The 26,552-nt window shown below is 42.2% G+C and carries 35 protein-coding genes, 1 rRNA gene and 3 pseudogenes; 2 read left to right on the plus strand and 37 right to left on the minus strand.

Going from position 1 to position 26,552, the window contains the following annotated elements; translation table 11 throughout:
* Positions 1-24: 24 nt before the first annotated feature.
* Positions 25-1,578: ribosomal RNA gene (locus NDM98_RS20825) — 16S ribosomal RNA — on the minus strand.
* Between the two features lie 318 nt (positions 1,579-1,896).
* Entirely contained in the window at positions 1,897-2,193 is a 297-nt protein-coding gene (locus NDM98_RS20830; RefSeq protein WP_307728919.1) for a hypothetical protein, read from the minus strand.
* Between the two features lie 273 nt (positions 2,194-2,466).
* On the opposite strand from NDM98_RS20830, the gene NDM98_RS20835 reads away from it, so the two are divergent.
* Positions 2,467-3,009, plus strand: a complete 543-nt coding sequence (locus tag NDM98_RS20835; protein WP_308807793.1) for a polysaccharide deacetylase family protein — start codon at positions 2,467-2,469, stop codon at positions 3,007-3,009.
* An 88-nt stretch (positions 3,010-3,097) separates the two neighbouring features.
* On the opposite strand, the gene NDM98_RS20840 is transcribed toward NDM98_RS20835, so the two are convergent.
* Positions 3,098-3,703, minus strand: coding sequence for a KinB-signaling pathway activation protein (locus tag NDM98_RS20840; RefSeq protein WP_251611452.1), 606 nt, complete (start codon positions 3,701-3,703; stop codon positions 3,098-3,100).
* Positions 3,704-3,850: 147 nt separating this feature from the next.
* Here NDM98_RS20840 and gerD point away from each other — a divergent pair, with 147 nt between their 5' ends.
* Complete coding sequence (gene gerD / locus NDM98_RS20845; RefSeq protein ID WP_251611453.1) at positions 3,851-4,438, plus strand: spore germination lipoprotein GerD; 588 nt, start codon at positions 3,851-3,853, stop codon at positions 4,436-4,438.
* A gap of 43 nt (positions 4,439-4,481) precedes the next feature.
* Here the strand turns inward: gerD and salA are convergent, their stop codons facing one another.
* The 34 genes and pseudogenes from salA to rpsE form a co-directional block, all read right to left on the minus strand.
* Positions 4,482-5,537, minus strand: a complete 1,056-nt coding sequence (gene salA / locus NDM98_RS20850) for an iron-sulfur carrier protein/transcriptional regulator SalA (RefSeq protein WP_251611454.1) — start codon at positions 5,535-5,537, stop codon at positions 4,482-4,484.
* Positions 5,538-5,622: 85 nt separating this feature from the next.
* On the minus strand, positions 5,623-6,231 hold the full coding sequence (gene cwlD / locus NDM98_RS20855; RefSeq protein WP_307728920.1) for an N-acetylmuramoyl-L-alanine amidase CwlD: 609 nt from the start codon (positions 6,229-6,231) through the stop codon (positions 5,623-5,625).
* A 178-nt stretch (positions 6,232-6,409) separates the two neighbouring features.
* A complete protein-coding gene (locus NDM98_RS20860) occupies positions 6,410-6,847 on the minus strand; it encodes a DUF2521 family protein (protein WP_251611455.1) in 438 nt (145 codons plus the stop codon).
* A 92-nt stretch (positions 6,848-6,939) separates the two neighbouring features.
* On the minus strand, positions 6,940-7,758 hold the full coding sequence (locus NDM98_RS20865; protein WP_251611456.1) for a DUF817 domain-containing protein: 819 nt from the start codon (positions 7,756-7,758) through the stop codon (positions 6,940-6,942).
* Positions 7,759-7,770: 12 nt separating this feature from the next.
* The gene (locus tag NDM98_RS20870; protein WP_251611457.1) at positions 7,771-7,983 is read right to left on the minus strand and encodes a helix-turn-helix domain-containing protein; all 213 of its coding nucleotides are present in this window, start codon (positions 7,981-7,983) and stop codon (positions 7,771-7,773) included.
* A gap of 10 nt (positions 7,984-7,993) precedes the next feature.
* On the minus strand, positions 7,994-8,473 hold the full coding sequence (locus tag NDM98_RS20875; RefSeq protein WP_251611458.1) for a DUF2975 domain-containing protein: 480 nt from the start codon (positions 8,471-8,473) through the stop codon (positions 7,994-7,996).
* A gap of 166 nt (positions 8,474-8,639) precedes the next feature.
* On the minus strand, positions 8,640-9,416 hold the full coding sequence (locus NDM98_RS20880; RefSeq protein WP_251611459.1) for an ABC transporter permease: 777 nt from the start codon (positions 9,414-9,416) through the stop codon (positions 8,640-8,642).
* A complete protein-coding gene (locus NDM98_RS20885) occupies positions 9,413-9,967 on the minus strand; it encodes an ATP-binding protein DrrA1-3 family domain-containing protein (protein ID WP_308807790.1) in 555 nt (184 codons plus the stop codon). The genes NDM98_RS20880 and NDM98_RS20885 overlap by 4 nt, the downstream gene beginning before the upstream one ends.
* Complete coding sequence (locus tag NDM98_RS24345; RefSeq protein WP_307728923.1) at positions 9,958-10,317, minus strand: ATP-binding cassette domain-containing protein; 360 nt, start codon at positions 10,315-10,317, stop codon at positions 9,958-9,960. Before NDM98_RS24345 ends, NDM98_RS20885 begins: the two co-directional genes overlap by 10 nt.
* Positions 10,317-10,520, minus strand: coding sequence for a PLD nuclease N-terminal domain-containing protein (locus NDM98_RS20890; RefSeq protein WP_251611460.1), 204 nt, complete (start codon positions 10,518-10,520; stop codon positions 10,317-10,319). Before NDM98_RS20890 ends, NDM98_RS24345 begins: the two co-directional genes overlap by 1 nt.
* 303 nt (positions 10,521-10,823) lie before the next feature.
* Positions 10,824-10,973, minus strand: coding sequence for a hypothetical protein (locus NDM98_RS24775; protein ID WP_373370434.1), 150 nt, complete (start codon positions 10,971-10,973; stop codon positions 10,824-10,826).
* Positions 10,934-11,167 carry a YxlC family protein gene (locus NDM98_RS20900; protein ID WP_251611462.1) on the minus strand — a complete coding sequence of 78 codons (234 nt, stop codon included), beginning with the start codon at positions 11,165-11,167 and terminating at the stop codon, positions 10,934-10,936. Before NDM98_RS20900 ends, NDM98_RS24775 begins: the two co-directional genes overlap by 40 nt.
* Positions 11,154-11,684: an RNA polymerase sigma factor SigY gene (sigY, locus tag NDM98_RS20905; RefSeq protein WP_251611463.1), complete on the minus strand. Its 531-nt coding sequence runs from the start codon at positions 11,682-11,684 to the stop codon at positions 11,154-11,156. The genes NDM98_RS20900 and sigY overlap by 14 nt, the downstream gene beginning before the upstream one ends.
* Positions 11,685-11,853: 169 nt before the next feature.
* A complete protein-coding gene (locus NDM98_RS20910; protein WP_251611464.1) occupies positions 11,854-12,516 on the minus strand; it encodes a DNA alkylation repair protein in 663 nt (220 codons plus the stop codon).
* 206 nt (positions 12,517-12,722) lie between these two features.
* The gene (locus tag NDM98_RS24350; RefSeq protein WP_251611465.1) at positions 12,723-14,018 is read right to left on the minus strand and encodes an autotransporter-associated beta strand repeat-containing protein; all 1,296 of its coding nucleotides are present in this window, start codon (positions 14,016-14,018) and stop codon (positions 12,723-12,725) included.
* A 23-nt stretch (positions 14,019-14,041) separates the two neighbouring features.
* Positions 14,042-15,001 (minus strand): hypothetical protein, encoded by a 960-nt coding sequence (locus NDM98_RS20920; RefSeq protein WP_251611466.1) that lies wholly within the window; start codon positions 14,999-15,001, stop codon positions 14,042-14,044.
* A gap of 245 nt (positions 15,002-15,246) precedes the next feature.
* Positions 15,247-15,640: pseudogene (rpsI, locus tag NDM98_RS20925) on the minus strand (30S ribosomal protein S9).
* Between the two features lie 19 nt (positions 15,641-15,659).
* A complete protein-coding gene (gene rplM, locus NDM98_RS20930) occupies positions 15,660-16,097 on the minus strand; it encodes a 50S ribosomal protein L13 (protein ID WP_251611467.1) in 438 nt (145 codons plus the stop codon).
* A 188-nt stretch (positions 16,098-16,285) separates the two neighbouring features.
* Positions 16,286-17,031, minus strand: a pseudogene (gene truA, locus NDM98_RS20935) (tRNA pseudouridine(38-40) synthase TruA).
* Positions 17,032-17,043: 12 nt separating this feature from the next.
* Positions 17,044-17,835, minus strand: coding sequence for an energy-coupling factor transporter transmembrane component T family protein (locus NDM98_RS20940; RefSeq protein ID WP_251611468.1), 792 nt, complete (start codon positions 17,833-17,835; stop codon positions 17,044-17,046).
* On the minus strand, positions 17,835-18,710 hold the full coding sequence (locus NDM98_RS20945; RefSeq protein WP_251611469.1) for an energy-coupling factor transporter ATPase: 876 nt from the start codon (positions 18,708-18,710) through the stop codon (positions 17,835-17,837). Before NDM98_RS20945 ends, NDM98_RS20940 begins: the two co-directional genes overlap by 1 nt.
* Positions 18,686-19,522 carry an energy-coupling factor transporter ATPase gene (locus NDM98_RS20950; protein WP_251611470.1) on the minus strand — a complete coding sequence of 279 codons (837 nt, stop codon included), beginning with the start codon at positions 19,520-19,522 and terminating at the stop codon, positions 18,686-18,688. The genes NDM98_RS20945 and NDM98_RS20950 overlap by 25 nt, the downstream gene beginning before the upstream one ends.
* 103 nt (positions 19,523-19,625) lie before the next feature.
* Complete coding sequence (rplQ, locus tag NDM98_RS20955; RefSeq protein WP_251611471.1) at positions 19,626-19,988, minus strand: 50S ribosomal protein L17; 363 nt, start codon at positions 19,986-19,988, stop codon at positions 19,626-19,628.
* A 142-nt stretch (positions 19,989-20,130) separates the two neighbouring features.
* A complete protein-coding gene (locus NDM98_RS20960) occupies positions 20,131-21,075 on the minus strand; it encodes a DNA-directed RNA polymerase subunit alpha (RefSeq protein WP_251611472.1) in 945 nt (314 codons plus the stop codon).
* Between the two features lie 163 nt (positions 21,076-21,238).
* A complete protein-coding gene (gene rpsK, locus NDM98_RS20965; RefSeq protein ID WP_251611473.1) occupies positions 21,239-21,631 on the minus strand; it encodes a 30S ribosomal protein S11 in 393 nt (130 codons plus the stop codon).
* A gap of 22 nt (positions 21,632-21,653) precedes the next feature.
* Positions 21,654-22,019: a 30S ribosomal protein S13 gene (gene rpsM, locus NDM98_RS20970; protein ID WP_251611474.1), complete on the minus strand. Its 366-nt coding sequence runs from the start codon at positions 22,017-22,019 to the stop codon at positions 21,654-21,656.
* A 22-nt stretch (positions 22,020-22,041) separates the two neighbouring features.
* Entirely contained in the window at positions 22,042-22,155 is a 114-nt protein-coding gene (rpmJ, locus tag NDM98_RS20975; RefSeq protein ID WP_143850501.1) for a 50S ribosomal protein L36, read from the minus strand.
* A 61-nt stretch (positions 22,156-22,216) separates the two neighbouring features.
* Positions 22,217-22,435, minus strand: a complete 219-nt coding sequence (gene infA, locus NDM98_RS20980; RefSeq protein WP_251611475.1) for a translation initiation factor IF-1 — start codon at positions 22,433-22,435, stop codon at positions 22,217-22,219.
* A gap of 166 nt (positions 22,436-22,601) precedes the next feature.
* Entirely contained in the window at positions 22,602-23,348 is a 747-nt protein-coding gene (gene map, locus NDM98_RS20985) for a type I methionyl aminopeptidase (RefSeq protein ID WP_251611476.1), read from the minus strand.
* Entirely contained in the window at positions 23,345-23,995 is a 651-nt protein-coding gene (locus NDM98_RS20990; RefSeq protein ID WP_251611477.1) for an adenylate kinase, read from the minus strand. The genes map and NDM98_RS20990 overlap by 4 nt, the downstream gene beginning before the upstream one ends.
* Positions 23,996-24,060: 65 nt before the next feature.
* Positions 24,061-25,357: pseudogene (secY, locus tag NDM98_RS20995) on the minus strand (preprotein translocase subunit SecY).
* Positions 25,357-25,797, minus strand: a complete 441-nt coding sequence (gene rplO / locus NDM98_RS21000; protein WP_251611478.1) for a 50S ribosomal protein L15 — start codon at positions 25,795-25,797, stop codon at positions 25,357-25,359. Before rplO ends, secY begins: the two are co-directional and overlap by 1 nt.
* Before the next feature lie 31 nt (positions 25,798-25,828).
* Positions 25,829-26,017, minus strand: a complete 189-nt coding sequence (gene rpmD / locus NDM98_RS21005; protein ID WP_251611479.1) for a 50S ribosomal protein L30 — start codon at positions 26,015-26,017, stop codon at positions 25,829-25,831.
* Between the two features lie 14 nt (positions 26,018-26,031).
* Positions 26,032-26,532 carry a 30S ribosomal protein S5 gene (rpsE, locus tag NDM98_RS21010; RefSeq protein WP_143850508.1) on the minus strand — a complete coding sequence of 167 codons (501 nt, stop codon included), beginning with the start codon at positions 26,530-26,532 and terminating at the stop codon, positions 26,032-26,034.
* Positions 26,533-26,552 lie beyond the last annotated feature (20 nt).

The following is a 26,552-nucleotide window of genomic DNA, read 5'->3' on the forward strand; positions in this document are numbered from 1 at the left end:
TCGACTAGAAGTATTACTCCCTAGAAAGGAGGTGATCCAGCCGCACCTTCCGATACGGCTACCTTGTTACGACTTCACCCCAATCATCTGTCCCACCTTCGGCGGCTGGCTCCAAAAGGTTACCTCACCGACTTCGGGTGTTACAAACTCTCGTGGTGTGACGGGCGGTGTGTACAAGGCCCGGGAACGTATTCACCGCGGCATGCTGATCCGCGATTACTAGCAATTCCAGCTTCATGCAGGCGAGTTGCAGCCTACAATCCGAACTGAGAATGGCTTTATGGGATTGGCTTCACCTCGCGGCTTCGCAACCCTTTGTACCATCCATTGTAGCACGTGTGTAGCCCAGGTCATAAGGGGCATGATGATTTGACGTCATCCCCACCTTCCTCCGGTTTGTCACCGGCAGTCACCTTAGAGTGCCCAACTAAATGCTGGCAACTAAGGTCAAGGGTTGCGCTCGTTGCGGGACTTAACCCAACATCTCACGACACGAGCTGACGACAACCATGCACCACCTGTCACTTTGCCCCCGAAGGGGAAGCTCTGTCTCCAGAGTGGTCAAAGGATGTCAAGACCTGGTAAGGTTCTTCGCGTTGCTTCGAATTAAACCACATGCTCCACTGCTTGTGCGGGCCCCCGTCAATTCCTTTGAGTTTCAGCCTTGCGGCCGTACTCCCCAGGCGGAGTGCTTAATGTGTTAACTTCGGCACTACGGGCATCGAAACCCCTAACACCTAGCACTCATCGTTTACGGCGTGGACTACCAGGGTATCTAATCCTGTTTGCTCCCCACGCTTTCGCGCCTCAGCGTCAGTTACAGACCAGAGAGTCGCCTTCGCCACTGGTGTTCCTCCACATATCTACGCATTTCACCGCTACACGTGGAATTCCACTCTCCTCTTCTGTACTCAAGCCTCCCAGTTTCCAATGACCGCTTGCGGTTGAGCCGCAAGATTTCACATCAGACTTAAAAGGCCGCCTGCGCGCGCTTTACGCCCAATAATTCCGGACAACGCTTGCCACCTACGTATTACCGCGGCTGCTGGCACGTAGTTAGCCGTGGCTTTCTGATGAGGTACCGTCAAGGTACCGCCCTATTCGAACGGTACGTGTTCTTCCCTCATAACAGAGCTTTACGAGCCGAAACCCTTCATCACTCACGCGGCGTTGCTCCGTCAGACTTTCGTCCATTGCGGAAGATTCCCTACTGCTGCCTCCCGTAGGAGTCTGGGCCGTGTCTCAGTCCCAGTGTGGCCGATCACCCTCTCAGGTCGGCTACGCATCGTCGCCTTGGGGAGCCATTACCTCTCCAACTAGCTAATGCGCCGCGGGCCCATCTCACCGTGAGAGCCCGAAGGCCCTCTTTTAATCTTGCACCAGGAGGTGCTAGATGTTATCCGGTATTAGCCCCGGTTTCCCGGAGTTATCCCAGTCGATAAGGCAGGTTGCCCACGTGTTACTCACCCGTCCGCCGCTAACGTTTTTGAAGCAAGCTTCAAAAACGTCCGCTCGACTTGCATGTATTAGGCACGCCGCCAAGCGTTCGTCCTGAGCCAGGATCAAACTCTCCATAAAAGTGGTGAGTTGATTGCTCAACTGCTGGCGTTGATGTCTCCATCAACTTTCCAATTGCGCAGTGTTACCTGCGACTTTTTTGTTACTAATGAGATATCATGTATCTCTTCGTACGCTTGGCTTTTGTTCAGTTTTCAAAGAACTCGTGATCGCTTGTGGCGACCTTTAATACTTTACCGCAACTCACTTTGAAAGTCAACAACTTTTTCAAAAAATGTTTTTGCCAACAATCTGTCTCTGTGGCGGTATTAAAGAATATAACACGTCCCGTCAAAAGACGTCAATCATTTATTTATAAAAAAATGCGAAAAACGACATTTATTTTCGTTCTGCTATGGCTAATGCATATTTAATGCGGTCTTTTGGAGAAACAAAGCGCTTGTATAAACCATAAATAACATGGTATTTCTCACGCATCACACGCTTTACGATATCATCTATACGAGGATCTGATAGATCAAGTAGGATTTCTTCCATTTCTCTCTTTAATAAATATTCGATTTCTTGAGCTTCTTTTGCATGCAACATAACTCCAAACATAGTCAGCACCTCACCCATCAACATATCTTCACACAATAGCATTAAGTCTTTTCTATTTTTGCTCTTTTTATTCATATCTTGTCCTGCTCTGCATAAGTTGAGTAGAAACAACAAGAAGGGGCGAGGGTGGTGAAGGGAATCTGGGTTATTAATGCACGTAACTGGAAAGCATTATCCATTATTATGGTCGCTGCCTTTTTTGCAGCTCGCTTGGCTCTATTTAGAGAGAAACTCTGTTAATGTTTTTACAACCGATAGTGGTCCACAGGCTTTTTATCGTTCAGAAACAGATGAAAAACATGTTGCTTTAACGTTTAATGTTAGCTGGGTGAAGAACGCTTAACCCCCATACTTGATATTCTTGAAAATGCAGATGTAGAAGAAGCTACCTTCTTTCTCTCCGCGTCATGGGCAGAAAGGTATCCTGAATTAGCTACTAGCATTCACGATCGCGGCTACACAATTGGTAACCACGGCTATCAGTATAAGAGCTATGATACTTGGGACCAAACCAAAGTGAGCCAGGATATCCAACGAGGGCAACAGGTTCTCACTGAATTCGCTGAAGAAAAACCAGTGCTTCTGCGCCCACCTAATGGAGCTTTTAATCAAGAGGTCCTTGGTATCGCCGAAAAACAAGGCCTAAGTATCATCCATTGGAGTGTTGATTCCAAAGACTATCAGAACCCTGGTACCGATCAGATTATCAAAAATGTTTTAGAGCAAACGACTGCAGGTGATGTTATTCTTTTTCATGCTTCCGATACAGTTAAACAAACAGACAAGGCATTACCTGACATTATCAAAGGTTTACGTGACAATGGATTTACGTTCTCGTCTATTGAGAGTCTTATGACGGGAGCAGAACCTGAAAGTAGTGAGGTCAAATAATAAAAAAGTCGTATGGGCCACCTAAATGTCCCATACGACTTTTTCTTTTTTTATTCGATACAGTCCCACACGCCAGGACGTATACTTACTATTTTTTCGCCTCTTGCTTCCCGCTACCTGTTAATCGGTGCAAGATTAACAACTGCCAGGTATTTGCTGCTAATAAAGGCGTGAAGTAGATCCAAAGCCATTTTGGATCGTTAGCTGTTAGCGCCGGCACCCATTCAATCGTTGTCACAACAACAATAAAAAACAGTGCTTGTATAAACGCTTGTCGATTGGTGTCTTTTGCTTTGATGGCTGCAATGACTAGTCCATATATTAATAAAAGCACTGGAGTGACCATATACGACCAGATACTCTCGCCAGCTTCAGCAAAAGCTGCATAACGCAGATAAAATAAATCAAACACAACAAAAGCAATAACAACCATTTGAATCCGGTTCCATAAACGAACCGATTTAAAAATGCCAAGTCCAAAACGATGTAGGGTTAGGTACGCGAAAAATCCCATTTGTGAAATTAAGCTAAAGGCTGCACTAATTCCAATGGCCCAAACGGCTCCCCAGAAAAAGTTAGCAAATCCTCCACCTAGCAAACGATCAGAGTTTAGAATGCTTCCTACAATTCCCCCAGTAATACTTCCAACAAGCAAGGTACTCCAAAATAAAAAAACCACTTTACGGCTATTCACACGATATCCCCCATTGTATATGTAGCTAACTATCCTAATTGTACCAACGAGTTCGACATGTTTCCACATCTAATGTGCATGTGATGCATATTCTTTTCGATTTCATCTCAAATTAAGCATAGCAGATCCTGAAGGGAGGTATGTGTAATGAACAAAGGCTGCATTGCGCTTGGACTTGGTATCATCCTGTTTTTTTCTGGTTGTGCGTCTAATGACAGCGACAATTCTAATACAAGCTACGATGGCACCAAAAAAATGATGGTGGATATGTTAAAGACAGACGAAGGCAAACAAGCGATTCATGAGTTAATGACTGAGGAAGACATGCGTGAAGAGTTTGTCATGGATCAAGAAATGGTGAAGAAAACGATTGAAGATACACTTACATCCGATAAAGGAAAATCCTACTGGCAGGAGATCTTAAAGGATCCCGAGTTCGCCAAAACGTTTGCCGAGAGTATGCAGCAAGAAAACGAGAAGATGCTTAAGACGTTGATGAAGGACCCTGAATATCAAGGCATGCTAATGGATGTGTTAAAGGATCCGGAGATGGAAAAGGCCGCTATAGAAATGATGAAAACGAAGGAATACCGCGAGCAACTGGATACGGTTTTAAAGGAGAACTTTGAAAGTCCTTATTTTCAAGAAAAGCTAAATGAAATGTTAAAAAAGGTCTCAGAAGAATCCAATCAATCAAAAAAAGAAGACGACAACAACAAAGATTCAGAAGGATAAAAACAAAGCAGCAAAATCGCCATCGATTTTGCTGCTTTTTGAATTAGCGTAGTGGCTTGTCCAATACCTTTTTTGCAACTTCTGTATAAATAATGCCAATTGGGTGCTCCGGGCCATAGATTGATGGCGCAAAATCATCTTCATCAATGACAGGCTGCCCTAAAGGAATATGTCCTAGCACCTCTGTTTTTAATTCTTCCGCTAGTCTCATTCCCCCACCTTGTCCAAAAACGTATTCGCGCTCACCTGTGGTTTTACTTTCAAAGTAAGCCATGTTTTCAATGACACCAAAAATCTGGTGGTTGGTTTTGATCGCCATTGTACCTGCACGTGCTGCAACAAATGCGGCTGTTGCGTGTGGTGTTGTGACAAGGATTTCCTTAGATTGTGGAATCATTGTATGAAGATCAAGTGCCACATCTCCTGTACCTGGTGGTAAGTCCATGATGAGATAGTCTAATTCGCCCCATTCGACTTCGGAGAAAAACTGATTAATCATTTTACCAAGCATCGGGCCACGCCAGATAACCGGGGCATTGTCCTCGACAAAGAAGCCCATAGAAATCACTTTCACGCCAAAGCGTTCAACTGGGTAAATTCGTTCATTATGTACAACAGGTCTTTCTTCAATGCCCATCATATCCGGTACACTAAAGCCATAAATGTCCGCATCTATAATCCCGACTTTTTTTCCTAGACGGGTTAGTGCCACCGCTAAGTTGACAGACACTGTTGATTTTCCTACTCCACCTTTTCCACTGGCTACAGAGATAAAGGTTGTTTTACTATTTGGGGAAAGAATGGCCGGACCATCAAAAGGTTCTTCGCCAAATCCGCCATGAGCTTTAATCTCATCCTCCGTTAGTTCTGTAAAACGTAAACCAACAGATGCAGCGCCTTCTCCTTTAAGGATGTTGACCACTTCTTGTTGGATCTCCATTTGATCAGATGTACCCGTTCGTGCCAAGGCAATCTTCACACTAACATTATTGTCCGTTATATTAATTTCACGAACTCCACCTGTTTCAGTAATGCTTTTATTTAAATCGCGATCTTTCACGCGGGTGAGCGCTTCCACAACTGCTGCTTCTGTTAACATGATTGATCCCCTCTCCTCAGTACCTGTCTGCTTCTAAACTAAGTATAGCATAGAAGCCAAACAGGCTTAAACCAATTTGGCTTTGCTATTTAGGGGCTTCCTCACCTGAGTAATATCGTAGAATACCTTGGTAAATAGACGCTGCTACACTTTCTTGGTACTCCTCTGTTCCAAGAAGTTCAGCTTCCTCTGGATTTGACAAAAAACCAGCCTCTACAAGTGCTCCTGGAATATCAGCTTCTTTTAGTAAATAGACATGCTGAATTGGTTTGGCGATCCGGTTGGTATTCTCTAGGTTTCGAACCAATTCGTCCTGTATCAGTTTTGCGACGACTTGATTCTGAGGGTTAGTCAGATGATAAAAGGTCTGCGCTCCTCGCCACTTGGGTGATGGGATGGCGTTCATATGGATACTAATAAACAAATCAGCATCTGATTCGTTTACGATCTCTACTCTGCGCTTTAGGTCTTCCGTTTTCCGAGTACGGATTCGTTTTGTCCCCTCTTCGGCTAAGTCAGCGTCCTCTTCCCTTGTTAACAGAACAATGGCTCCTGCCTCCTGTAAGTAATCGCGTACTTTTTTAGAAATAGCTAGTGTTGCTTCTTTTTCTAGAAGGCCTGTAGCAGAAACTGCTCCTCCATCCATGCCCCCATGTCCTGCATCAATGACAATTACACGCTGTGATAATGGCATATGCAACCAATGGAACGATCACTTTGAAGCTGATCTTGTATGATATAAAAGAGGGCCGCTGCACAGAGCGATCCAAGAATTACTTTCATCCATTTTAAACGCATGTCACATCCTCCTTCTCCCGTTCCATAGATGTATATTGGGACAAGGATCAGAATATGAGCATGAGTTCAATGAATTAATGTAATTTTAACCGGTAGCGCTTTGTTCCAGCTTGAAAACCACGCTGCCATAACGTATCGACATAGACGTCGCTTGCAATGCCTAATGCATCGCCATATCGCTCCCCCTGAAGCACCCAGCAAGTCAATAAATTAAACATATCAAAGGATAGATCCGTTAGTTCATCCTCAGCTCGTGACTTTGCTTGCTGCTCACTCTCCCCGTATTGGAAGAAACGGCTATAATTTGCTCCAAGCAAATAAGCATCGATGCCAATATCTAAACTCGGATCCACCAAAAAAGGTCTTGTTGCGTGTTCTTTTGGAATAACAGGTGCAAACGTTTCGTGAAACTGTTTTTCAATATCCTTTAACGAAATTTCCTGAAGAAGCTTCCGCTCAAAATTCCAGCGCTTCTCACGTCTCTTATCTGCGAGTGTTGTAATAATCTCCACCTTCTAACAGCTCCTCTCATACAAGTAGTATTTGATGGAATTGTTCTTCACATGCAGTGGAAATCATTCCAGTAAGTAACACAAAAAGCTCCCTAATCGGAAGCTTCTACTGAGACTGCTTTGTCTTTCACCCGTTTTAAAGTGGCGACGATTAAAAAGCTCACAATGACTAATAATAACCATGAACTCACCTTACCTAGATGCACCAGACTCCACATATCCGTTTGGTTCGGATACTGCCATGCCCCAAAAAACGTGGCGATGTTCTCAGCAACCCATATAAAAAACCCAATCAGGATAAACGAAAATGCGATCGGCATCCGGTAGCGCGTGTCACCAATCTTATAAGACACCCACGATTTCCAGAAGACGATGATGACAAGTGCGGATAACCACCAACGAATATCAATCCAAAAGTGATGCGTGAAAAAGTTAAGATAAATCGCCGCAGCAACAGGCACAACCAGTAGAAATGGTGGCCATTTGATTAAATGTATATCAAGTCTTCTCCACGCCTGACATAGATAACTCGCCACACTCGCGTACATAAATCCGCTGTACAAAGGCACACCAAGAATCTTAAAGAAACCTTGCTCAGGATAGGCCCACGAACCCATATGAACTTTGAATATTTCAAGAGCTAGACCAATCAAGTGAAACAAGGTGATAACCTTTAATTCATCACGAGTTTCAAGACCAACCCGCACCATCCACCATTGCATGCCTATACAGATGATAAGCAACCAATCATATCTCGGCAGGAACGGCAGTGGGATCACCTGCGTAAGAGCCAACGAGGCAAAAATAACAACCGGAAACAAACACGACATCGCCTGCTCAAAGCCAAATCGAACAAGCTGCAGAATCCCACCTAACATGCGACTCTCTACTTTCTGTAGAATTGCGTTCATGAACCGTCCCCCTTAATCTTCATTCCTTTTGTATTCTAAAATATCTCCAGGCTGGCATTCTAACGCGTTACAAATCGATTCAAGTGTTGAGAACCTAATTGCTTTTGCCTTGCCATTTTTCAAAACCGACAGATTAGCCATTGTAATACCAACCTTCTCTGAAAGCTCCGTTACACTCATTTTTCGTTTCGCAAGCATTACATCAATATGAATAATAATCGCCATGTTGTTCACCTCAGACCGTTAAGTCATTTTCTGATTTTATCTCAATGGCATTTTTTAAAAGCTTCTTAAGCACAGCAGCAAATACCGCGATGATTGTTGATGCAAATAAAATCACTAAGCCAATCACAATGATACCTGGCGCATCACTTGAATCTGCCATGACATATAGCAGCGGCAGCACAGCCACATAAAAAGCACTTATGATGATGGCACACGTCATAATGATTTTTAATGCTCTCACTGATAACTCCGAAAATGCCTCACTCTTATCAATAAAGCTTAGAAGCTTTAACGACTGAAACAACGCCATAAAAAATGCAATGGCCGTTACATACAGACCAATCATAACCGGATATCTCCATAGACTAATCTCCGGATCGAGTATCGATCGATCACCCACAATACCTGGCACCCAAAAAAGACAAAGCGCCAGCACCGGACTACCAATGAGAAAAACAGCCACTTTCAAAAAGAGCGTCTCTCGTTTCATAAAAAGCACCTCATTTGTTTAGTATCTATTAGATAATATCACCAGATTTATCGTTTATCAATAAATTAATGATGATAATAGGTATATTTTTATTGAAAAATAGTTTGGAATGTAGAAAAAGACCTCGATCCATAAGGATGAAGGTCTTTAAAACATTGATTAAAGATTACGATAGCTCTTTTTGCTTAAAGATTTGTATGGATGCAATCAGAACGACAATGATCATCGCAATCGTTGTCATAAAAGCAAGCAAGAAACTAGAATCTAATTCTCCTGACGACAAGACCTGTCCTGTGTGCTCAGTCATCGTAGCCGGGCTCCATTTCATATACTTTCCTAGAATGGATGTAACCGTCGACAGGGCAAAGACCACAAAGATTGTAACAAAAGCGACACTGCCATTTCCTTTCATGATCGTGCTAAAAAAGAGCGTCACTGTCACAACAAAAACTAACCAGATGCTGTAGATCACTACACTTTGAAGAATGCGCTCAAAAGCAACTGTCTCAATGAGTAAATTCGTATAATACCAAGAAGCTGCATATCCGATAAACAACGAAATGAGTGTCATTGTAAGTAAGCCAACCCATTTTGATACTATATACGAGGAATATGGAACTGGTTTAATCATAACCATAGCTGCGACTCCACTTTGTCTTTCTGCGGAAACGACACCCATTGCACTCAACACAAGAATTAAGACACCAAGCATCCCATAGTTAGATAGAACCTGCATTAATACTTCTGCCCCATTTGGAGTAGGCATTTCAAGGATTGTCCCTTCTGGTAGTCCACCAAAGGTATCCAACAGCTCTGGCATATAATACGAACTAACCGGCTGCATGACACCTAGTAAGATAAAGACAATTGGAACCCAAAACATTTTATAATTTCGCGCCATTTCCGTCATTTCTTTTCGATAAAGTACTGCCCATTGTCTCATGCCTTCACCACTTTCATAAATAAATCTTCTAATGTTGTTTGAGACATTTTGAACGCACGAATCGGAAGGTTTCTATCCACTATCTCTTTTAATACTGTTTGCTTTCCATTTACCATATCGTTTAATACGATGCTGGCTTTATTACCTTGTATGTTTACTTCGGTTACAAAGCTATAACTTGCTATGCTCTTTAGCCATTCGGTAGCCTGTGATTCAAATTCGATTTGTAATATAGGTTGTCGATACGCATCCATTACACTTCCCATGCTACCTGATATCGCAATTTCCCCGGCATGCATGATAAGAATGTCGTCACTTATTTCTTCTGCATCGTGAAGGACATGAGTTGAGAAGAGAATGGTTGTTTCCTCTTTAATCTCTCTCATCATGTCCAGCACTTCCCGTCTCCCAAGTGGATCGAGTGCTGAAACAGGCTCATCTAAAATAAGTAGTTTCGGACGATGGATTAGTGCTTGTGCCAATCCAAGGCGCTGCTTCATTCCGCCAGAATAACCACCTATTTTTCTTTTCTTCGCATCCGTTAGGCCCACTCGTTCAAGTAATTCATCACTTCTTTTTTCTGCTTGCTTGCGTCCAGCTTTGCTAATTGCCCTGAAAAAACAAGAAACTCCTCTCCACTCATCCAATGATAGAAAGCAGGATATTGAGGTAAATACCCAATAAACTCCCTTAAATCCTTTGCTTTCTCCCCTTTAAACTCAATACTGCCTGAAGTCGGTTCCAACAATCCGGATAGCATTTTTAATGTCGTTGTTTTTCCTGCGCCATTTGGTCCAAGTAATGACACGCACCTGCCTTCTTCAATATGAAAATTAATTCCTTTGACTGCATTCGTCTGTCCAAATCTTTTCACTAAATCGTTTGCCAGGAGTAATTCCATTAATCATTTCTCCTTCCAACAACAAAATAAAGCACGGGTCCTATTAAGTTGATAAAGAGAATAATAAGAATCCATACCCATTTTGGTCCGTTCGTTTTTTCTTCTCTAATACAAGAAACTAATGCGATAATCATAAGAATACATTGCAAGATAAGAATTGGCGCAATCACTGACCATGGGATTGCATTAAACAGTTCATTCATTTTTCTCCTCCAAATAATTTATTTACCCTTAATACGATTACGTTCGCCTGATCGTTCACTCTAGAAAAAATAAAAAAAGGTCTCAGGAATTTGATCCTGAGACCTTTCTTTTAAATATTTTCCTTGCAAATATAAGATAAATAATGAGATACGTCGGAAATTGAATAAGGCCTAAGAAGCCCCATAACCAAGCATTGTGTCCCCTCTTCCGTGCATCCCAAAACATCCATGAGCCCTGGCAAATCAGAATGAGTGCAATCAAGATCCTTAAAAAAAGCGGTATGCTACTTAGTTCATCTGCGATCATTCATTACTGACCTTCTTTCTAGGTTTGTAAAGAGCCAAGGGCAATAAGATAATTCCTAGGAGTTGAAAATACAGAAAAAGAATGGGCTGACGATAAACGACAGCAATCACAACTGAAAGCACAAGGACTGCAACAGAGATAAACATGAGGAGGTCTTTCCATTGTTTTTTTCGTATTCTTTTTTCTCTACTTCAACATGTTGCTGAAACCATTGTAAGTTTGGAGTAGATACTGAATTCCATTGATCCAGCTTGTCTAAACCATCTGTTACTTGCTTAACTGTTAATTCATCTTCATCATCCAACGTAGAATGATTATTTCTAGAATCATAGTCCTTCAAGTTTAGCCAACTCCTTCCGTACACTTTTTAGACCATTTGAAACTCGAGATTTCACTGTGCCTTCTGCAATGCCCATCATCTTTCCAATTTCCTCATATGAATATCCGTAATAATGCTTTAACACGATTGGCATACGTACTTCTTCATTCATTTGAGCAAGTACATCAAGGACATCTATCCATTCTTCGTTCATATTAGCTGCATTCCACTTCATTTTTCGAAGCGCTTGTTCCTGCTCTAGCCAGTTCTTTTCCCGCTTCTTTCTACGCTGTTGATCGATGAAAAGGTTCGTTGCAATAGTAATGAGCCATGAAGAAAACTTGGATTCACCATTATACAGTTGGATTTTTTCAACACTCTTCATCATCGTCTCTTGTGTTAAATCTTCTGCGATCTGTGGATGAAGGGTGACTTTCATTAAATACTTTAAGAGAAACGAATAGTTTTGTTGTAGCAGTTTCGAAAGTGCCAACGTATCTCCCTTTTTCGCCTTTCGTATTAAATCCTTTTCATCCATGAGATCTACTCCATACAATCATAGTCATTCTCTAATACGACTAACTGGGTAAAATCGTTCATTTTTAATATAAAGAAATGTTTACCGTTTCTTGAGAACTTCGTCAACATGACCACACTCATAAAAAAACCTCCCTGCTCCAAGAGCAAAGAGGGTCTGGAAGCACTACTTATTTATTCATTCGTTTGTTCACTTCAATCGTAATGAACTCAGGCAAATAATCAGGCGTACATCCTTTGGATACCATTTCACCTTTGTAAAGACCCGTTTTTTCACCAATTTTTATACAACGTGCTCGATACTGTTCATCATAAACGCCTATCCAGCCTGCAGTGAAATTCATAGCCCATTGTACTTCCGGTTCTTCCTGCGTAATATTGGCTTCTATTGCAGATAGTAATTCTGCGGTGTTATCAGGCGGTGTTTTCCCAGTCCATCTTAATCGCGCTTGATAATACCAGAAAACTCGCCTTTGAAGAGCAGAAGAACTACTTTCCCATGACTCCATCAATGCAATGTTCTTCTTGTCTTTGGTGAGCTGATTAGCCATTAACCAATCCATTAAGTTATTTCGCTCATCAAGCGTGTGAGTCTGCATATCCTTATCAAGCTGATTTAACACATCTTGAGAAAGAAGCTTTTTGTCCATAATTAAGATGGCTAATAGTCTGGGCAAATACTCTCCGGTTGACCAAAGCTCCATAGCTAGTTCGTGATCTTTTTTTATGTCCTTCGCGATTTTTCGTAAGTCGCCTAGCTTCGTTTTACTATGGATCTGAGATAGAATGGTTTCTGCTTTTGAAGAACGTTGTATTTCTGTGCTTTTATTCATTTGACACAACTCCTTATTAGAGCACTGTTTGATCATATGACATTGGCCGGATCTATCTATAACTACATTTCGTTTTAACTCTTATTATATGCAATTGTACCATAACCATCTAAAAGGAGATGGTGGTCACAGAACAACTGCGTTTGTAATGATAGAAAAAAAGCACCAAGCAAGATGCCAATGCTTTAATTATTCTACAAAACAGATTAAGCTGTTCTTCTTCTCATGATGAACAAGAATACTCCACTTAAGGTAAGGAAAATCCCTGCTAAAAAATACGAAGGAATTGAAGTGGCAGTATCCGGTAGTCTGTTACTGTCGTCTGCAACAATATGGGCAACAACATGATCTTGATGATAAGTGAGTGTTACGTCATATCCATCTGCCGTTACATGATCAAATGTACCTTCCACCCTCTCGGCAGTCATTAACGTAATATCTGTTGCCTTATCTATTTCATAATTAGAAAGATCCAAATTCAGATCCCCACCATCAAGGTATAATAGTCCATTTGCAATGAGTTGAGTTTTGTCATCTTCCATCGCAATATCTAGGGTTCCAGCTTCCATTGTTACGTCACCATTTACATTCAAAGGTTCATCTACATTCACTAAAACTGTACCGTTCTCTACGTAAAGATCACCTTCACCAAAAGCAGTCTCAGAAGTAGCTTCTAATGTTCCTTCTTGTAGCAATGTGCCTCCTGAATAACTATTATTTCCTGTCAGTGTAAGTGTGCCTGTCCCTTGCTTGGTCAGCATACCACTGCCAGTGATATCATTTCTCCACCAATCATGAGCATTAAATCTTCCTTTTGAAGCATCCATATTCACTGTTACATTACCGAGAAACGCACCATATCCATCAGATGCTGTGACCAAATCGATTCTTCCCAAGCCATTTGACTCGTCTATTACAGGATAGCCTGATTCAATTTCTGTGGTATACAATACTTCTCTACGTTGTTTATCATCTAAATAAGGCTGACGCGTTTCGAGTAAAACTTCTGCCCCTTTAGGTACGACAGGGTCTAAACCTTTTGTGCCTGTTTGAGGTAACCCGTATGTTAGTTTTTCACGATAGAATGCTTTATTTGCTTCATGATCTTCCCACTTCTCTTCATCGTAGGCATTTTCAAACGTATAATCCTCTGTGACTGTATGTGCAAATTCGTACAAGCTCATGTCTTTTGATGCAGCTAATTCACCGAATACATCTCCTGCATTCTGATAAGCCTTATCCAATACCTCTTTATTCTCTGGAAGATTGTATGCATAGGCAGTCATAGCCGTGGACTGTATTCTTCCTCCTATAATATCAAGTGGAGAGTGCATGCCAGTCACTACTCTATTTTCTCCCATTTGAGCTGCTCTTGTTAAAAACTCCGAGTATCTTTCTGGCGTTGCGTATGCAAATCCAAATGTAGATAAATAAGCTGCACTTGTATGTCCGCTTGGAAAGGCTCCGTCTTTACCTCTGCCGTCTTCCGCAATTCTCTTCACATATTCGAGCGCAGGGATAATTTTCACATTCGTTTCATATGCTGGTACTGTCTTTCTCCCGTCTCTTTTTTACCACCTGAAGGTAATTCTTCTTCTGCACTTTCACCACTTCCGATTGTGTCCCAAACAGGCAAACCGTTCTCATCCACAACTTCTTTCACTTCACCATTTGAATTCATTCTGTAAGGTCTTGGAGAAGAATAAAAGTATTTAGAAGGATTAGATGATGACGGATTCCTAAATCTAATTAAATCCACTAGATCTAATGTATCCTCTAGCTCAGTCCCTTCCCATACACCCATCCCCTGGGATTCGTCTTCTACCGTTGTTTCCTCCAACAGCTTATCCATCTCATCAGCTGACCTGATCACATTTGTTTTTGGTTGAACAATATCTACGTATGTATTTGCTAAAGGTCCAAAACCATCCATCATACTATATATCTTATCTCTTTGATCATCATAATAGGCCTCTAGAGCCTCTTGATCCGTTCTATTATTCGTAACCTGCTCTACATATCTGATATTCGCTTCCCACGTCGTTGGATCTCTAATTTCTGTGTTAGCATATGTCTTCTTATCTGCTACTACTTTTGTCTGATCATTTTTATATCCATCAAAATAAACGGTTGGTCCGTCACCATAATCTGCAACCTCACCATTTTCACCTGGTACAGTTAAGGCTGTTCCGTCTCTCCAATCTGGCTGATTCATAGACCATACTTGATCAAACCCATCTAAAATATGTATAAAAGGATTGGTCTCAGCAATATTCTTCAAGGTATCATCGTTAGCATTTTCACCATGATCCACTGCTGATAAAGCTTGCTCACCAACAGGCGCATCTGTATTTACTTCTTCAGTTGTCCCTTGTGGCTTTGAAGGTTTTGATAGTTGACTAGCGGCCTGAACAGGAAGCTCAAGAGATCCTATAGTTAGCACTGAAAGTAGTAGTATTGTCGATGTTTTTCTCATGAGTTTCATATCTTCTTTTCATTACTCCTTCTCTGCTGCATATTTTTAAATCTATAATACATTAGTTTCATTTTAAGGACTGATTGTTAAACGCATGTAGGGAAAGTGTTAAGATCATTAAATTTCATGTAGAGGTGAAGAGATTTATGACGAAGATTATGAGAAGGAGAAAAGAGAAGAGTGATTTCTAATCACACGAAAAAACCCTCCCTGCTCCAAGAGCAAAGAGGGCGAACATTGATATAGCAAGTATATTAACGTTTTGAGAACTGAGGTGCGCGACGTGCTGCTTTAAGACCGTATTTCTTACGCTCTTTCATACGTGCGTCACGAGTTAGGAATCCAGCAGATTTAAGAGCTTGGACGGTTTTCTGGATCTACTTTAAGAAGTGCACGTGAGATACCGTGACGAATTGCACCAGCTTGACCAGTGAATCCACCGCCGTTTACGTTTACGTGTACATCATATTGTCCTACTACATCGATCTCATGAAGTGGTTGTTTAACAATAAGCTTTAAAGTCTCAAGACCAAAATACTCATCTAGAGAACGACCATTAACTACGATATTTCCATCACCGGGAACAAGGCGTACACGAGCAGTTGAGTTCTTGCGACGACCTGTACCATAATATTGTACTTGTGCCAAAGTAATACCCTCCTATCGATTAACCGCGAAGTGTGTAAACTTCTGGTTTTTGTGCTTGATGTTTGTGTTCGCTACCTGCGTATACGTGAAGCTTCATACCTTGAGCACGGCCAAGAGTATTTTTAGGAAGCATTCCTTTTACAGCTAGTTCAATCATACGCTCAGGTTTGTTGTTACGCATGTCGTTAGCAGTTGTTTGCTTAAGACCACCTGGGTGATTTGTGTGACGGTAGTAGATCTTACCGTTCAATTTGTTACCTGTAAGTTGAATCTTTGAAGCGTTGATAACGATCACGAAGTCACCAGTATCGATGTGAGGTGTGAACGTTGGTTTGTTTTTACCACGTAGAATTGATGCAACTTCAGAAGCCAAACGACCAAGTGTTTGTCCTTCAGCATCAACGATATGCCATTTGCGGTCTACTTGACCTGGCTTTGCCATATATGTTGTACGCATGGATTGTCCCTCCTAAGAACATGATTCTATTCATTACTCTTACAATAAATGTTAAGTTACATGACCATTCCGTAACCCGGGGCTTGTGGGTCTTAAGAATTACCATTTAACATCATATAATATTTTGATAGCAAAGTCAATACTATCTTGTAAAAACTCTGCCGGGTGTTTCATTCCTTTGTTTTCCTTTAAAATAAAGGCTCTGCATACGATACAGACCACAGGTACAGCCCGTGTGCTGGCGCGGTTTTACCTGCTGACTCACGACTTTTTGCTGCGATGATTGCTTCCATTTCGTGAGGGCTCCTTTTTCCGGTTCCAACCTCTAGTAGCGTGCCTACTGCAATTCGAACCATATTATAAAGGAAACCATCTCCAGCAAGAATAAACAGAAGCTCATCGTGGTCCTCGTGGATCTCACACGTGGTGATCGTCCGGACTTTATCTATGACAGATGTATTTGCTGCACAAAAGGAACTAAAGTCATAGGTGCCAACGAGATGACTGGCTGCTTCTTTCATCGCACTTACGTTAAGAGCCATGGGTACGAAGTGAGCTCGATTGCGCATGAAGATGTCCTCTCGCTTAATGACCTTGTAACGATACTGCTTGCCTGTTGTTGTATACCTTGCATGAAAATCACTAGGTACAAATTGGCTGCTCACGACACGGATATCCTGTGGCAGCATCGTATTGATTGCCTTAGACAACGCTCACCCGGAATGCCTAGTGAACTATCGAAGTGGATGACTTGCCCCTTCGCATGTACGCCTGCATCTGTTCGCCCTGAGGCAGCTACTTTCATAGGTAATCCTTTATGAAGCTTTGAAAGGGCCAACTCCAGCTCCTCTTGCACGGTTCGACCGTTTGGCTGAACTTGGTATCCAGCAAAGTTCGTTCCAATATATTCAATCATACAAGCGATTCTTTGCATCGAACCCTCTCCTTACCTCATTAAAATGATACCTACAGCAGCTATTGCAGTAAAACAGATGGTGAGTGTATCACCGGTCCTCCAGGTTAATTCACGAAGAGACGTTCTTTCGCCCCCCATTTGGTAGCCCCTTGCTTCCATTGCCTGTGCCATCGTGTCAGCACGTCTAAATGATTGAACAATTAGGGGTAAAAGAAGTGGATAGAGCGCCTTGATCCTTGATAGAATTGGTCCAGATTTTAAATCAGCGCCTCTTGCTGCCTGCGCACGCGTGAGCTTGTCCGTTTCTTGCATTAAGATCGGAATGTAGCGTAAGGCAATGGACATCATCAGCACCATCTCATGCACAGGCAGTTTTACTCGTTGAAGTGGTGACAGAAGTCGTTCTAATCCATCCGTTAGATCAACCACTTTAGTCGTTAGTGTCAAAAATGATGCAAACATTAGCAAGGTTAAGATCCTCAAAGCTACAAACGATCCCTTTATCGCTCCCCCAGAATAGATTCCAACTGCACCAATTGAAAACCACTCAGTTCCCTCACGAGTAAAAACTAAATGGAATAAGAAAAAAAAGCTAATAAGGACAAAAATCGGCTTCATACTCTGCACATAATAGTGAGCAGGAATACGTGAGACAGCAGCGAGCACAATGCTTGCTCCTGCCATCAGGAGAAGGGTAGGAAACGTTCCAGCTAAAAATAGGACAATGGCTAATGTAAACACACTGATAACCTTGGAACGTGGGTCGAGTCGATGCATAAAAGAATCTGTTGGTACATATTGACCAATGATTGAATAAGCCACTACGAGTCACCCTTTCTATCATTCGAGAGGAAGTGTGAAAGATACTCCACTACTTCTGATCTTGTTTTTAGAAAGGGAACATCCGTTAATGCAAAAGAGGTTTTGACTTCCTGCATAAAGCGAATCGTTTCTGGTAGTTCCAGACCAATTGAAACAAGTGCTTCTGGCCCGGAGAATACCTCTTCCGGTGTGCCACTACGAAAAATAGACCCTTGATTCATAACCACTATAAAATCAGCTAATCGAAGTGCGTCCTCCATATGGTGAGTCACAAGCACCGTTGTTTGCTGGTGCTTCTGATGATAGCTATAGAGCATATCTAGAATCGTTTGGCGCCCTTCAGGATCAAGACCTGCTGCTGGCTCGTCGAGAATGAGAAGCTCTGGCTGCTGGGTTAGGATAGAGGCTATGGCTACGCGACGCATTTGCCCCCCTGAAAGGTTCAAAGGAGAGTTGGGTAAAAGATCAGGTGATAGTCCAACGTTTGGCAGGACCTCTTTTGCACGTCTCTCCGCCTCTGTTTTTGAGACACCAAAATTCATCGGACCAAACATCAACTCTTTTTCAATTGTTTCCTCAAACAACTGGTGCTCTGGATATTGAAAAAGAAATCCGATCGACTTCCGGAGTGTAAGCAAAGATGTGCGATCTTTTTTTGCTCTCAGTCGATACGTACCAACTTGCACTTCACCTGATGTTGGACGGATTAATCCGTTCATATGCTGTACAAGCGTCGATTTGCCTGAACCCGTTGGTCCTATCACAACAGTAAAGGAGCCTGGCGGGATGCTTAGATTGATATTTTTCAAAGCAATATGCTCAAACGGCGTTCCTGCCATATACGTATGGTTTACTTGATTAAAGGTAAGTTGCATAATCTTTTAACCAACTCCCCTTCCGAGTAACAGCGTCCTTCCAATTGCAAGCCGGTTCTTTTGAGTTCTTGTTGCAGTTCTACCACAAAAGGTCGCTTTAACCCAGTCTGTTCGAGCAGCTGATTCTGTTCAAACACATGAAAAGGATCACCATCTGCTACTACACGTCCTTGATCAATCAGTAGCAACCGCTCCGCTTGCAGAACCTCCTCCATATCATGTGTAATCATAATAATGGTTACACCTTGATTTGCGATCTCTGTTAAAGCCTGCATGACGTCTCGACGCCCTTTTGGATCTAGCATACTAGTCGCTTCATCTAAGATAATTACATCAGGCTCAAGCACCATCATACAAGCAAGCCCTACTCGCTGTTTTTGGCCACCTGATAACTGGTGTGGAGCTTTATCAACCAAATCCTCTAAATGGAGCACTTTGAGATATTTGTTCATTCGTGCCACCATCTCAGTTCGTTCAATCGAATGATTCTCCAATCCAAAGGCTAGGTCATCCCAAACGGTTGCTCCAATAAATTGATGATCTGGATTCTGGAATACATAGCCACAACGTCTACGATGATTACGTTCAAACGCAGGATCAGCCATCGGTTCGCCTGCTAGATAAATGGCTCCAGATGTCGGTTGAAGCTGTGCATTTAACAGCCGAGCAAGTGTTGATTTACCAGAGCCATTACGACCAGCAACTGCTACCCACTCTCCTTTTGAGACTTGAAGAGAGATCTCATTTAGAACAGGGCTAGAAGAATGAGGGTATTGAAAGCTCACATTTTGGATATCAATAAGAACAGTCATTGCCACTCACTCCTTTTTTTGAATACAAAAAAGGGCAATAGAGTCAGAGCAATTACGCTCACAGTCTCTTCTGCCCTTAGTCGCCTTATATAAACGTTATAGGTTATACAAGCTCAATGTATACCATTGGTGCACCGTCTCCACGACGCGGTCCAATTTTAAGAATACGAGTGTATCCACCTTGACGTTCCTCGTAGCGTGGTGCGATATCAGCAAAAAGCTTTTGGATTGCATCCTGCTTAGTTTCTGTATCAGCTACCTCACGACGAACAAATGCAGCTGCCTGACGACGAGCATGCAAGTCTCCACGCTTACCAAGAGTAATCATTTTCTCAACGATTGAACGAAGCTCCTTCGCTTTTGCTTCAGTTGTTTCGATGCGCTCGTTGATAATTAGATCTGTAGTAAGATCACGGAATAATGCTTTACGACCAGCACTATCACGACCAAGTTTTGCGTATGCCATGTGTATTTCCCTCCCTTAACCTGCTGCTTAGAGCAGAGTCCTTAACATGAAAAAATCACCTAACAAAAGCCTGTAAAAAAAGCCATTGTGTAAGGTTGCTTATTAAATAAAGAAGTGAGTAAAAGAAACGGCCGGGGCTGGCTTATTCTTCGTTACGAAGACCTAAACCTAGCTCACCCAACTTTTCTTGAACTTCTTCTAGTGATTTACGACCAAGGTTACGTACTTTCATCATGTCTTCTTCTGTTTTGTGTGTCAGCTCTTGAACTGTGTTAATGCCAGCACGTTTTAAACAGTTATAAGATCGAACAGATAGGTCAAGTTCTTCGATCGTCATCTCAAGTACTTTTTCCTTCTGATCTTCTTCTTTTTCAACCATGATTTCAGCATTTTGCGCTTGATCCGTTAATCCAACAAAAATATTGAGATGCTCGTTCAAGATTTTAGCACCAAGAGAAACAGCTTCCTCGGGACGAGTGCTTCCATCTGTCCAAACATCAAGGGTTAGTTTATCATAGTTAGTTACTTGACCGACACGTGTATTCTCAACTTGATAGTTTACACGTGCAACTGGAGTATAAATAGAGTCAATAGGAAGAACACCGATTGGCTGATCGTCGTTCTTATTTCCCTCAGCCAATACATACCCACGACCTTGTTTAGCTAGAAGACGCATGTGCAGATTAGCACCTTTTGTCAACGTAGCAATATGAAGATCTGGGTTTAATACCTCAACATCACTATCGTGAGTTAAGTCACCAGCAGTTACAACACCTTCACCTTGAATGTCGATTTCTAGTGTCTTCTCTTCTTCAGAGTAAATCTTAAGAGCTAGCTTTTTCAGGTTCAAAATAATCGTTGTTACGTCTTCCACAACGCCTTCAATCGTTGAGAATTCATGTAACACACCATCAATCTGAACAGCAGTAACGGCTGCTCCTGGAAGAGAAGATAGAAGAATTCGGCGCAGTGAGTTACCTAGTGTTGTACCATATCCTCTTTCAAGTGGCTCTACTACAAACTTACCATACTTTGCGTCTTCACTAACTTCAACCGTTTCAATATTTGGCTTTTCAATTTCGATCATTAAACAAACCCTCCTTCAAAACGTCGAACTCCGGTAGACCGCATGGATTGCCTAATTGGTCTCCCATAGGCAAATCCAAACTTTCACCTTCAGGTCAATCGGATTGTGATCGTCTCATCCATTATTGACACTTACAGGAAATCTATACAAATGAGTGATTCCGTTACACTCTGCGACGTTTTGGTGGACGGCAGCCGTTGTGTGGAACAGGAGTAACATCTTTGATCATGTTTACTTCTAGCCCAATTGCCTGTAAAGAACGAATTGCAGCTTCACGTCCAGCTCCAGGTCCTTTAACAGAAACCTCAATGCTTTTCATTCCGTGTTCCATTGCTGTTTTAGCAGCTGCTTCTGCAGCCATTTGTGCAGCAAATGGAGTTGATTTACGTGAACCTTTGAAACCAAGTGCTCCAGAGCTTGCCCAAGAGATTGCGTTACCTTGAGTATCTGTGATAGTCACAATTGTGTTGTTAAAAGTAGAACGGATGTGAGCAACACCAGATTCAATATTTTTCTTCTGCCGGCGCTTTGGACGAGTATTCGTTTTCTTAGCCATAGTTATCCTCGACCTCCTTTACTTATTTCTTCTTGTTAGCTACAGTCCGACGTGGACCTTTGCGTGTACGAGCGTTGTTTTTAGAGTTTTGCCCACGTACTGGCAAACTACGACGGTGGCGAATGCCTCGATATGAACCAATTTCAATTAAACGTTTGATGTTTAGTGAAACTTCACGACGAAGATCCCCTTCAACTGAATGAGCTTCTAATGCTTCACGGATTTTACCAAGCTCTTCTTCAGTTAAGTCACGAACTCGAGTATTTTCAGATACTCCAGCTTGTGCAAGAACTTGAGAAGCTTTAGTTTTACCGATTCCGAAAACGTAAGTAAGTGAGATAACTACTCGCTTATCGCGCGGAATATCAATACCTGCAACACGTGCCATACGTTCTGCACCTCCTTATAAATTAACCTTGTTTTTGCTTGTGTTTCGGATTTTCACAAATAACCATTACGACGCCTTTGCGTTTAATGACTTTGCATTTTTCGCAAATTGGTTTTACCGATGGACTGACCTTCATAACAGATAACCCCCTCCTGTAAGGAAGCGCACAGCGATAACTTTTCGTTACGCCAATGCTATTATTTATACCTATAAGTGATTCGTCCACGTGTCAGATCATATGGAGATAGTTCAATTGTGACCTTATCCCCTGGAAGAATACGAATGAAGTGCATCCGAATCTTACCTGATACGTGAGCGAGAATTTTGTGACCATTCTCAAGTTCTACACGAAACATCGCATTGGGAAGCGGTTCAATAACCGTTCCTTCTACTTCGATAACATCCTCTTTGACCATGTACTAAGGTTCCTCCCTTCAGTAAATCGTGTCTATATAAACTAGTACGGAATCCAACATAAAGCAAGTTTTATCAAAAGAGGGTTTTGCCTCTTCAAACAAAAAACCCCTAACATTCCTATAATAACATTAAAGCAAATCAAAATCGACTAATCACCTTACAAAATCAAGCTTTTGTCAAAATTTCATAGCCTGTTTCTGTTATTGCAATGGTGTGCTCATAATGAGCGCACTTTTTGCCATCTACGGTAACAACTGTCCAGTTATCTTCGAGCGTTCGTACATACCTTGAACCCGCGTTGATCATTGGTTCAATTGCTAGCACCATACCCTTTTTAAGGCGAATGCCTTTTCCAGGAGGTCCGTAGTTCGGAATTTGTGGATCTTCATGTAAGTTTTGCCCGACTCCATGGCCGACATACTCTCTTACAATCGAGAATCCAAGAGGTTCGGCATAATTCTGAATGGCATGGGAAATATCAGATAGTCTAGCACCAGGTTTGGCCTGTTCTAAACCACTATACAGTGCTGCTTCAGTTACCTCACATAACTGTGAATCATCGGCATTAACGGAGCCAACGGCATACGTCCATGCTGAATCTCCATGATATCCATTATGGTAGGCACCAATATCCAGACTGATTATATCGCCATCTTTCAGAACCCGCTCACCCGGAATACCATGCACCAGTTCCTCATTTACTGAAGCACATACACTGCCTGTAAATCCGTTATAGTCCTTAAAAGAAGGAACTGCTCCGTGAGACCGAATGAATCTCTCAGCAATTTGATCGAGTTCACCTGTAGTGACCCCTGGCTTAATATGTGGCTTGAGCTCTTGATGAGTTAGGGCCACAATTCGTCCAGCTTCACGCATAATTTCTATTTCCCTATCGGTCTTTAGAATAATCATGCATGGAGTCCCTTTAACAGGGAATCAATCTCTTCAAACACCTGATCGATTTCTTGATCGCCATGTATCGTTTGAAGATACTCTTTCTCAGTATAGAAGTCAATAAGCGGCTGTGTTTGCGCAATATTTACCTCTAGACGCTTTTTAACGGTTTCTGGTTTGTCGTCTTCCCTTTGAATCAGATCGCTACCGTCCACATCATCTTTGCCTTCAACCTTTGGTGGGTTAAAAAGCACATGATACGTACGACCAGAAGAAGAAACTCTTCTACCAGTTAAACGATCCATCAGTAGTTGCTCAGGAACATGAACATAGAGTACGTAGTCTAACGTACGACCTTGCTCAGCTAGAATTTCTTCTAAGGCTTGTGCTTGAGCTACTGTTCTAGGAAATCCGTCTAATAAAAACCCTTTTTTGCAATCATCCTGAGATAATCGCTCGCGTACTATACCGATTGTGACTTCATCTGGTACAAGGTTACCGCCGTCCATATAGGACTTAGCTTCCACACCAAGTTCAGTCTGATCTTTGATCGCAGCTCGGAACATATCTCCCGTTGAAATATGAGGTACCTCATATTTCTTAGAGATTTTTTCTGCTTGGGTACCTTTACCAGCACCAGGCAGTCCCATTAACATTAGATTCATTACGAGTCCCCTCTCATCCGTTCTCCCGACAACAAGCGAACGGGGCATAAACCCCGAATGCATGTTTACTTAATGAAGCCTTTATACGAACGTTTGATTAACTGTCCTTCGATTTGTTTCATTGTATCTAAAGCAACACCAACAACAATCAGTAGTCCTGTACCGCCAATCTGAATAGATGGTGGCAAGTTCATTACTTGAATGAAAATAACAGGAATAATGGCAACTGTAGCAAGAAACAACGATCCAACAAAGGTCAAACGGTATAAAATGCGAGTTAAGTAATTCTGTGTGGTTTTTCCAGGACGGATTCCAGGGATATATCCACCTTGCTTCTTAAGATTTTCTGCCATTTTTTCCGGATTAACCTGAATGAATGTATAGAAATACGTAAATGCAATAATCAACGCAACAAAAATGACCGCACCATATGGGTTTGCCGGCTTAAAGATATCCACAATCACTCTTGCTGTCGCGTTTTCTGTTCCAAAGAAACCAGCAATGGTTCCTGGGAAGTAGAATAGCGCTGAAGCAAAGATAACTGGGATAACACCTGACGCATTTACCTTTAATGGCAAGTGCGTAGATTGACCGCCCGTTGTAGCACGATTATTCACTTGACGTTTTGCATATTGAACAGGCACCTTACGTAAGGCCTGTTGAATGTAAATAACTCCTACAACAATCAGTAGAATGGCTAATGCAAGAACTAGTAGCGTAATAATACTTAGGAAAAGCTGATCTCCAGCACCCTGGATCTCAGATGTGTATATCTGATTAAGACCGTTTGGAATCCCAGCTGCAATACCTGCAAATATAATAATAGAGATCCCGTTTCCAACACCGTTTGCGGTGATTTGCTCACCCAACCACATAAGGAAGGCTGTACCAAGCTGTAAGAACTAATGCAATGAACAAATATGTCATTACACCAGGATTCTCAATCAGACCTGGAGCAAGTGTGTTGAAACCAATTGAAGTCCCTAATGCTTGAACAAAACCTAAAACGATCGTTCCATAACGAGTTACCTGTGCCAGCTTACGGCGGCCCGCTTCACCTTGTTTTGCCCATTCGGTGAACTTAGGTACCACGTCCATTTGTAACAATTGTACAACGATGGATGCTGTAATGTATGGCATAATACCCATAGCAAAAATCGAGAAGTTTCCTAGAGCCCCTCCCCCGAAGGTGTTCAAAAATCCGAAAGCATTTGCTTCATCAAAGAAGGTTAATACCTCGCTATTTGAACCTGGGATAGGAATAAAGCTTCCGATTCGAAAAACAATGAGCATAAGAAGGGTGAAAATAACCTTACGGCGCAAATCACCCACTCGGAAAATGTTGGAGATCGTCCGGAACATTAAACCACCTCGGTTTTTCCGCAAGCTGCCTCAATCGCTTCTACTGCTGTTGCTGAAAACTTGTTTGCTTTCACAGTTAGCTTTTTATCTAGCGTACCATTACCTAGTACTTTAATTCCGTCTTTTACGTTTTTAACTGTCTTAGACTCGATAAGAAGTTCCGGTGTAACTTCTGTACCCGCGTCAAAACGGTTAAGTGTATCAAGACTAATTACTGAGTACTCTTTACGAGTACGGTTAGTGAATCCGCGTTTTGGTAAACGACGGTATAGTGGATTTTGTCCACCCTCAAATCCTGGACGAACTCCGCCACCAGAACGAGAGTTTTGACCTTTATGACCTCTACCGCTTGTTTTACCATTTCCAGAACCGATTCCTCGGCCTACGCGATTACGAACTTTACGAGAACCTTCTGCAGGCTTCAACTCATGAAGTTTCAATGTCGACACCTCCTCTTTCAAAAATCGTCAATTAAGCTTCAATTTCTTTAACAGTTACCAAGTGGCTTACTTTATTAACCATACCGCGGATCGCAACGTTATCTTGTTGCACTACAGTTTGGTGCATTTTACGTAAACCTAGCGTGTTAACGGTAACGCGCTGAGTTTCAGGGCGACCAATCAAACTACGCGTGAGGGTAATTTCTAATTTCTTAGCCATTTAAATGTCCCTCCTTATCCTAAGAGTTCTTCTACGGATTTGCCACGAAGTTTTGCAACTTCTTCAGCACGTTTTAGGTTTGACAGGCCTTGGATTGTAGCACGTACCATGTTAATTGGGTTGTTAGAGCCCAATGATTTAGATAGGATATCGCCTACACCAGCAAGGTCAAGTACTGCACGAACAGGACCACCTGCGATAACTCCAGTACCTTCAGAAGCTGGCTTAAGTAGTACGCGACCTGCTCCAAAATGTCCTAGAATTTGGTGAGGAAGTGTTGTGCCTACAATTGGAACCTCAATAAGGTTCTTTTTTGCGTCCTCGACAGCTTTGCGGATTGCTTCAGGAACCTCCTGAGCTTTACCCATACCAAAACCAACGTGTCCGTTCTTGTCGCCAACTACAACTAATGCAGCAAAGCGAAAACGACGTCCGCCTTTAACTACTTTTGCCACACGGTTAACCGTAACGACTTTTTCTTCAAGTTCTAACGTATTAGGGTCAATACGACGCATTTATTTTCCCTCCTTATCTG

This window comes from Alkalicoccobacillus plakortidis, assembly GCF_023703085.1.
GTDB classification, from domain to species: Bacteria; Bacillota; Bacilli; order Bacillales; family Bacillaceae_D; genus Alkalicoccobacillus; species Alkalicoccobacillus plakortidis.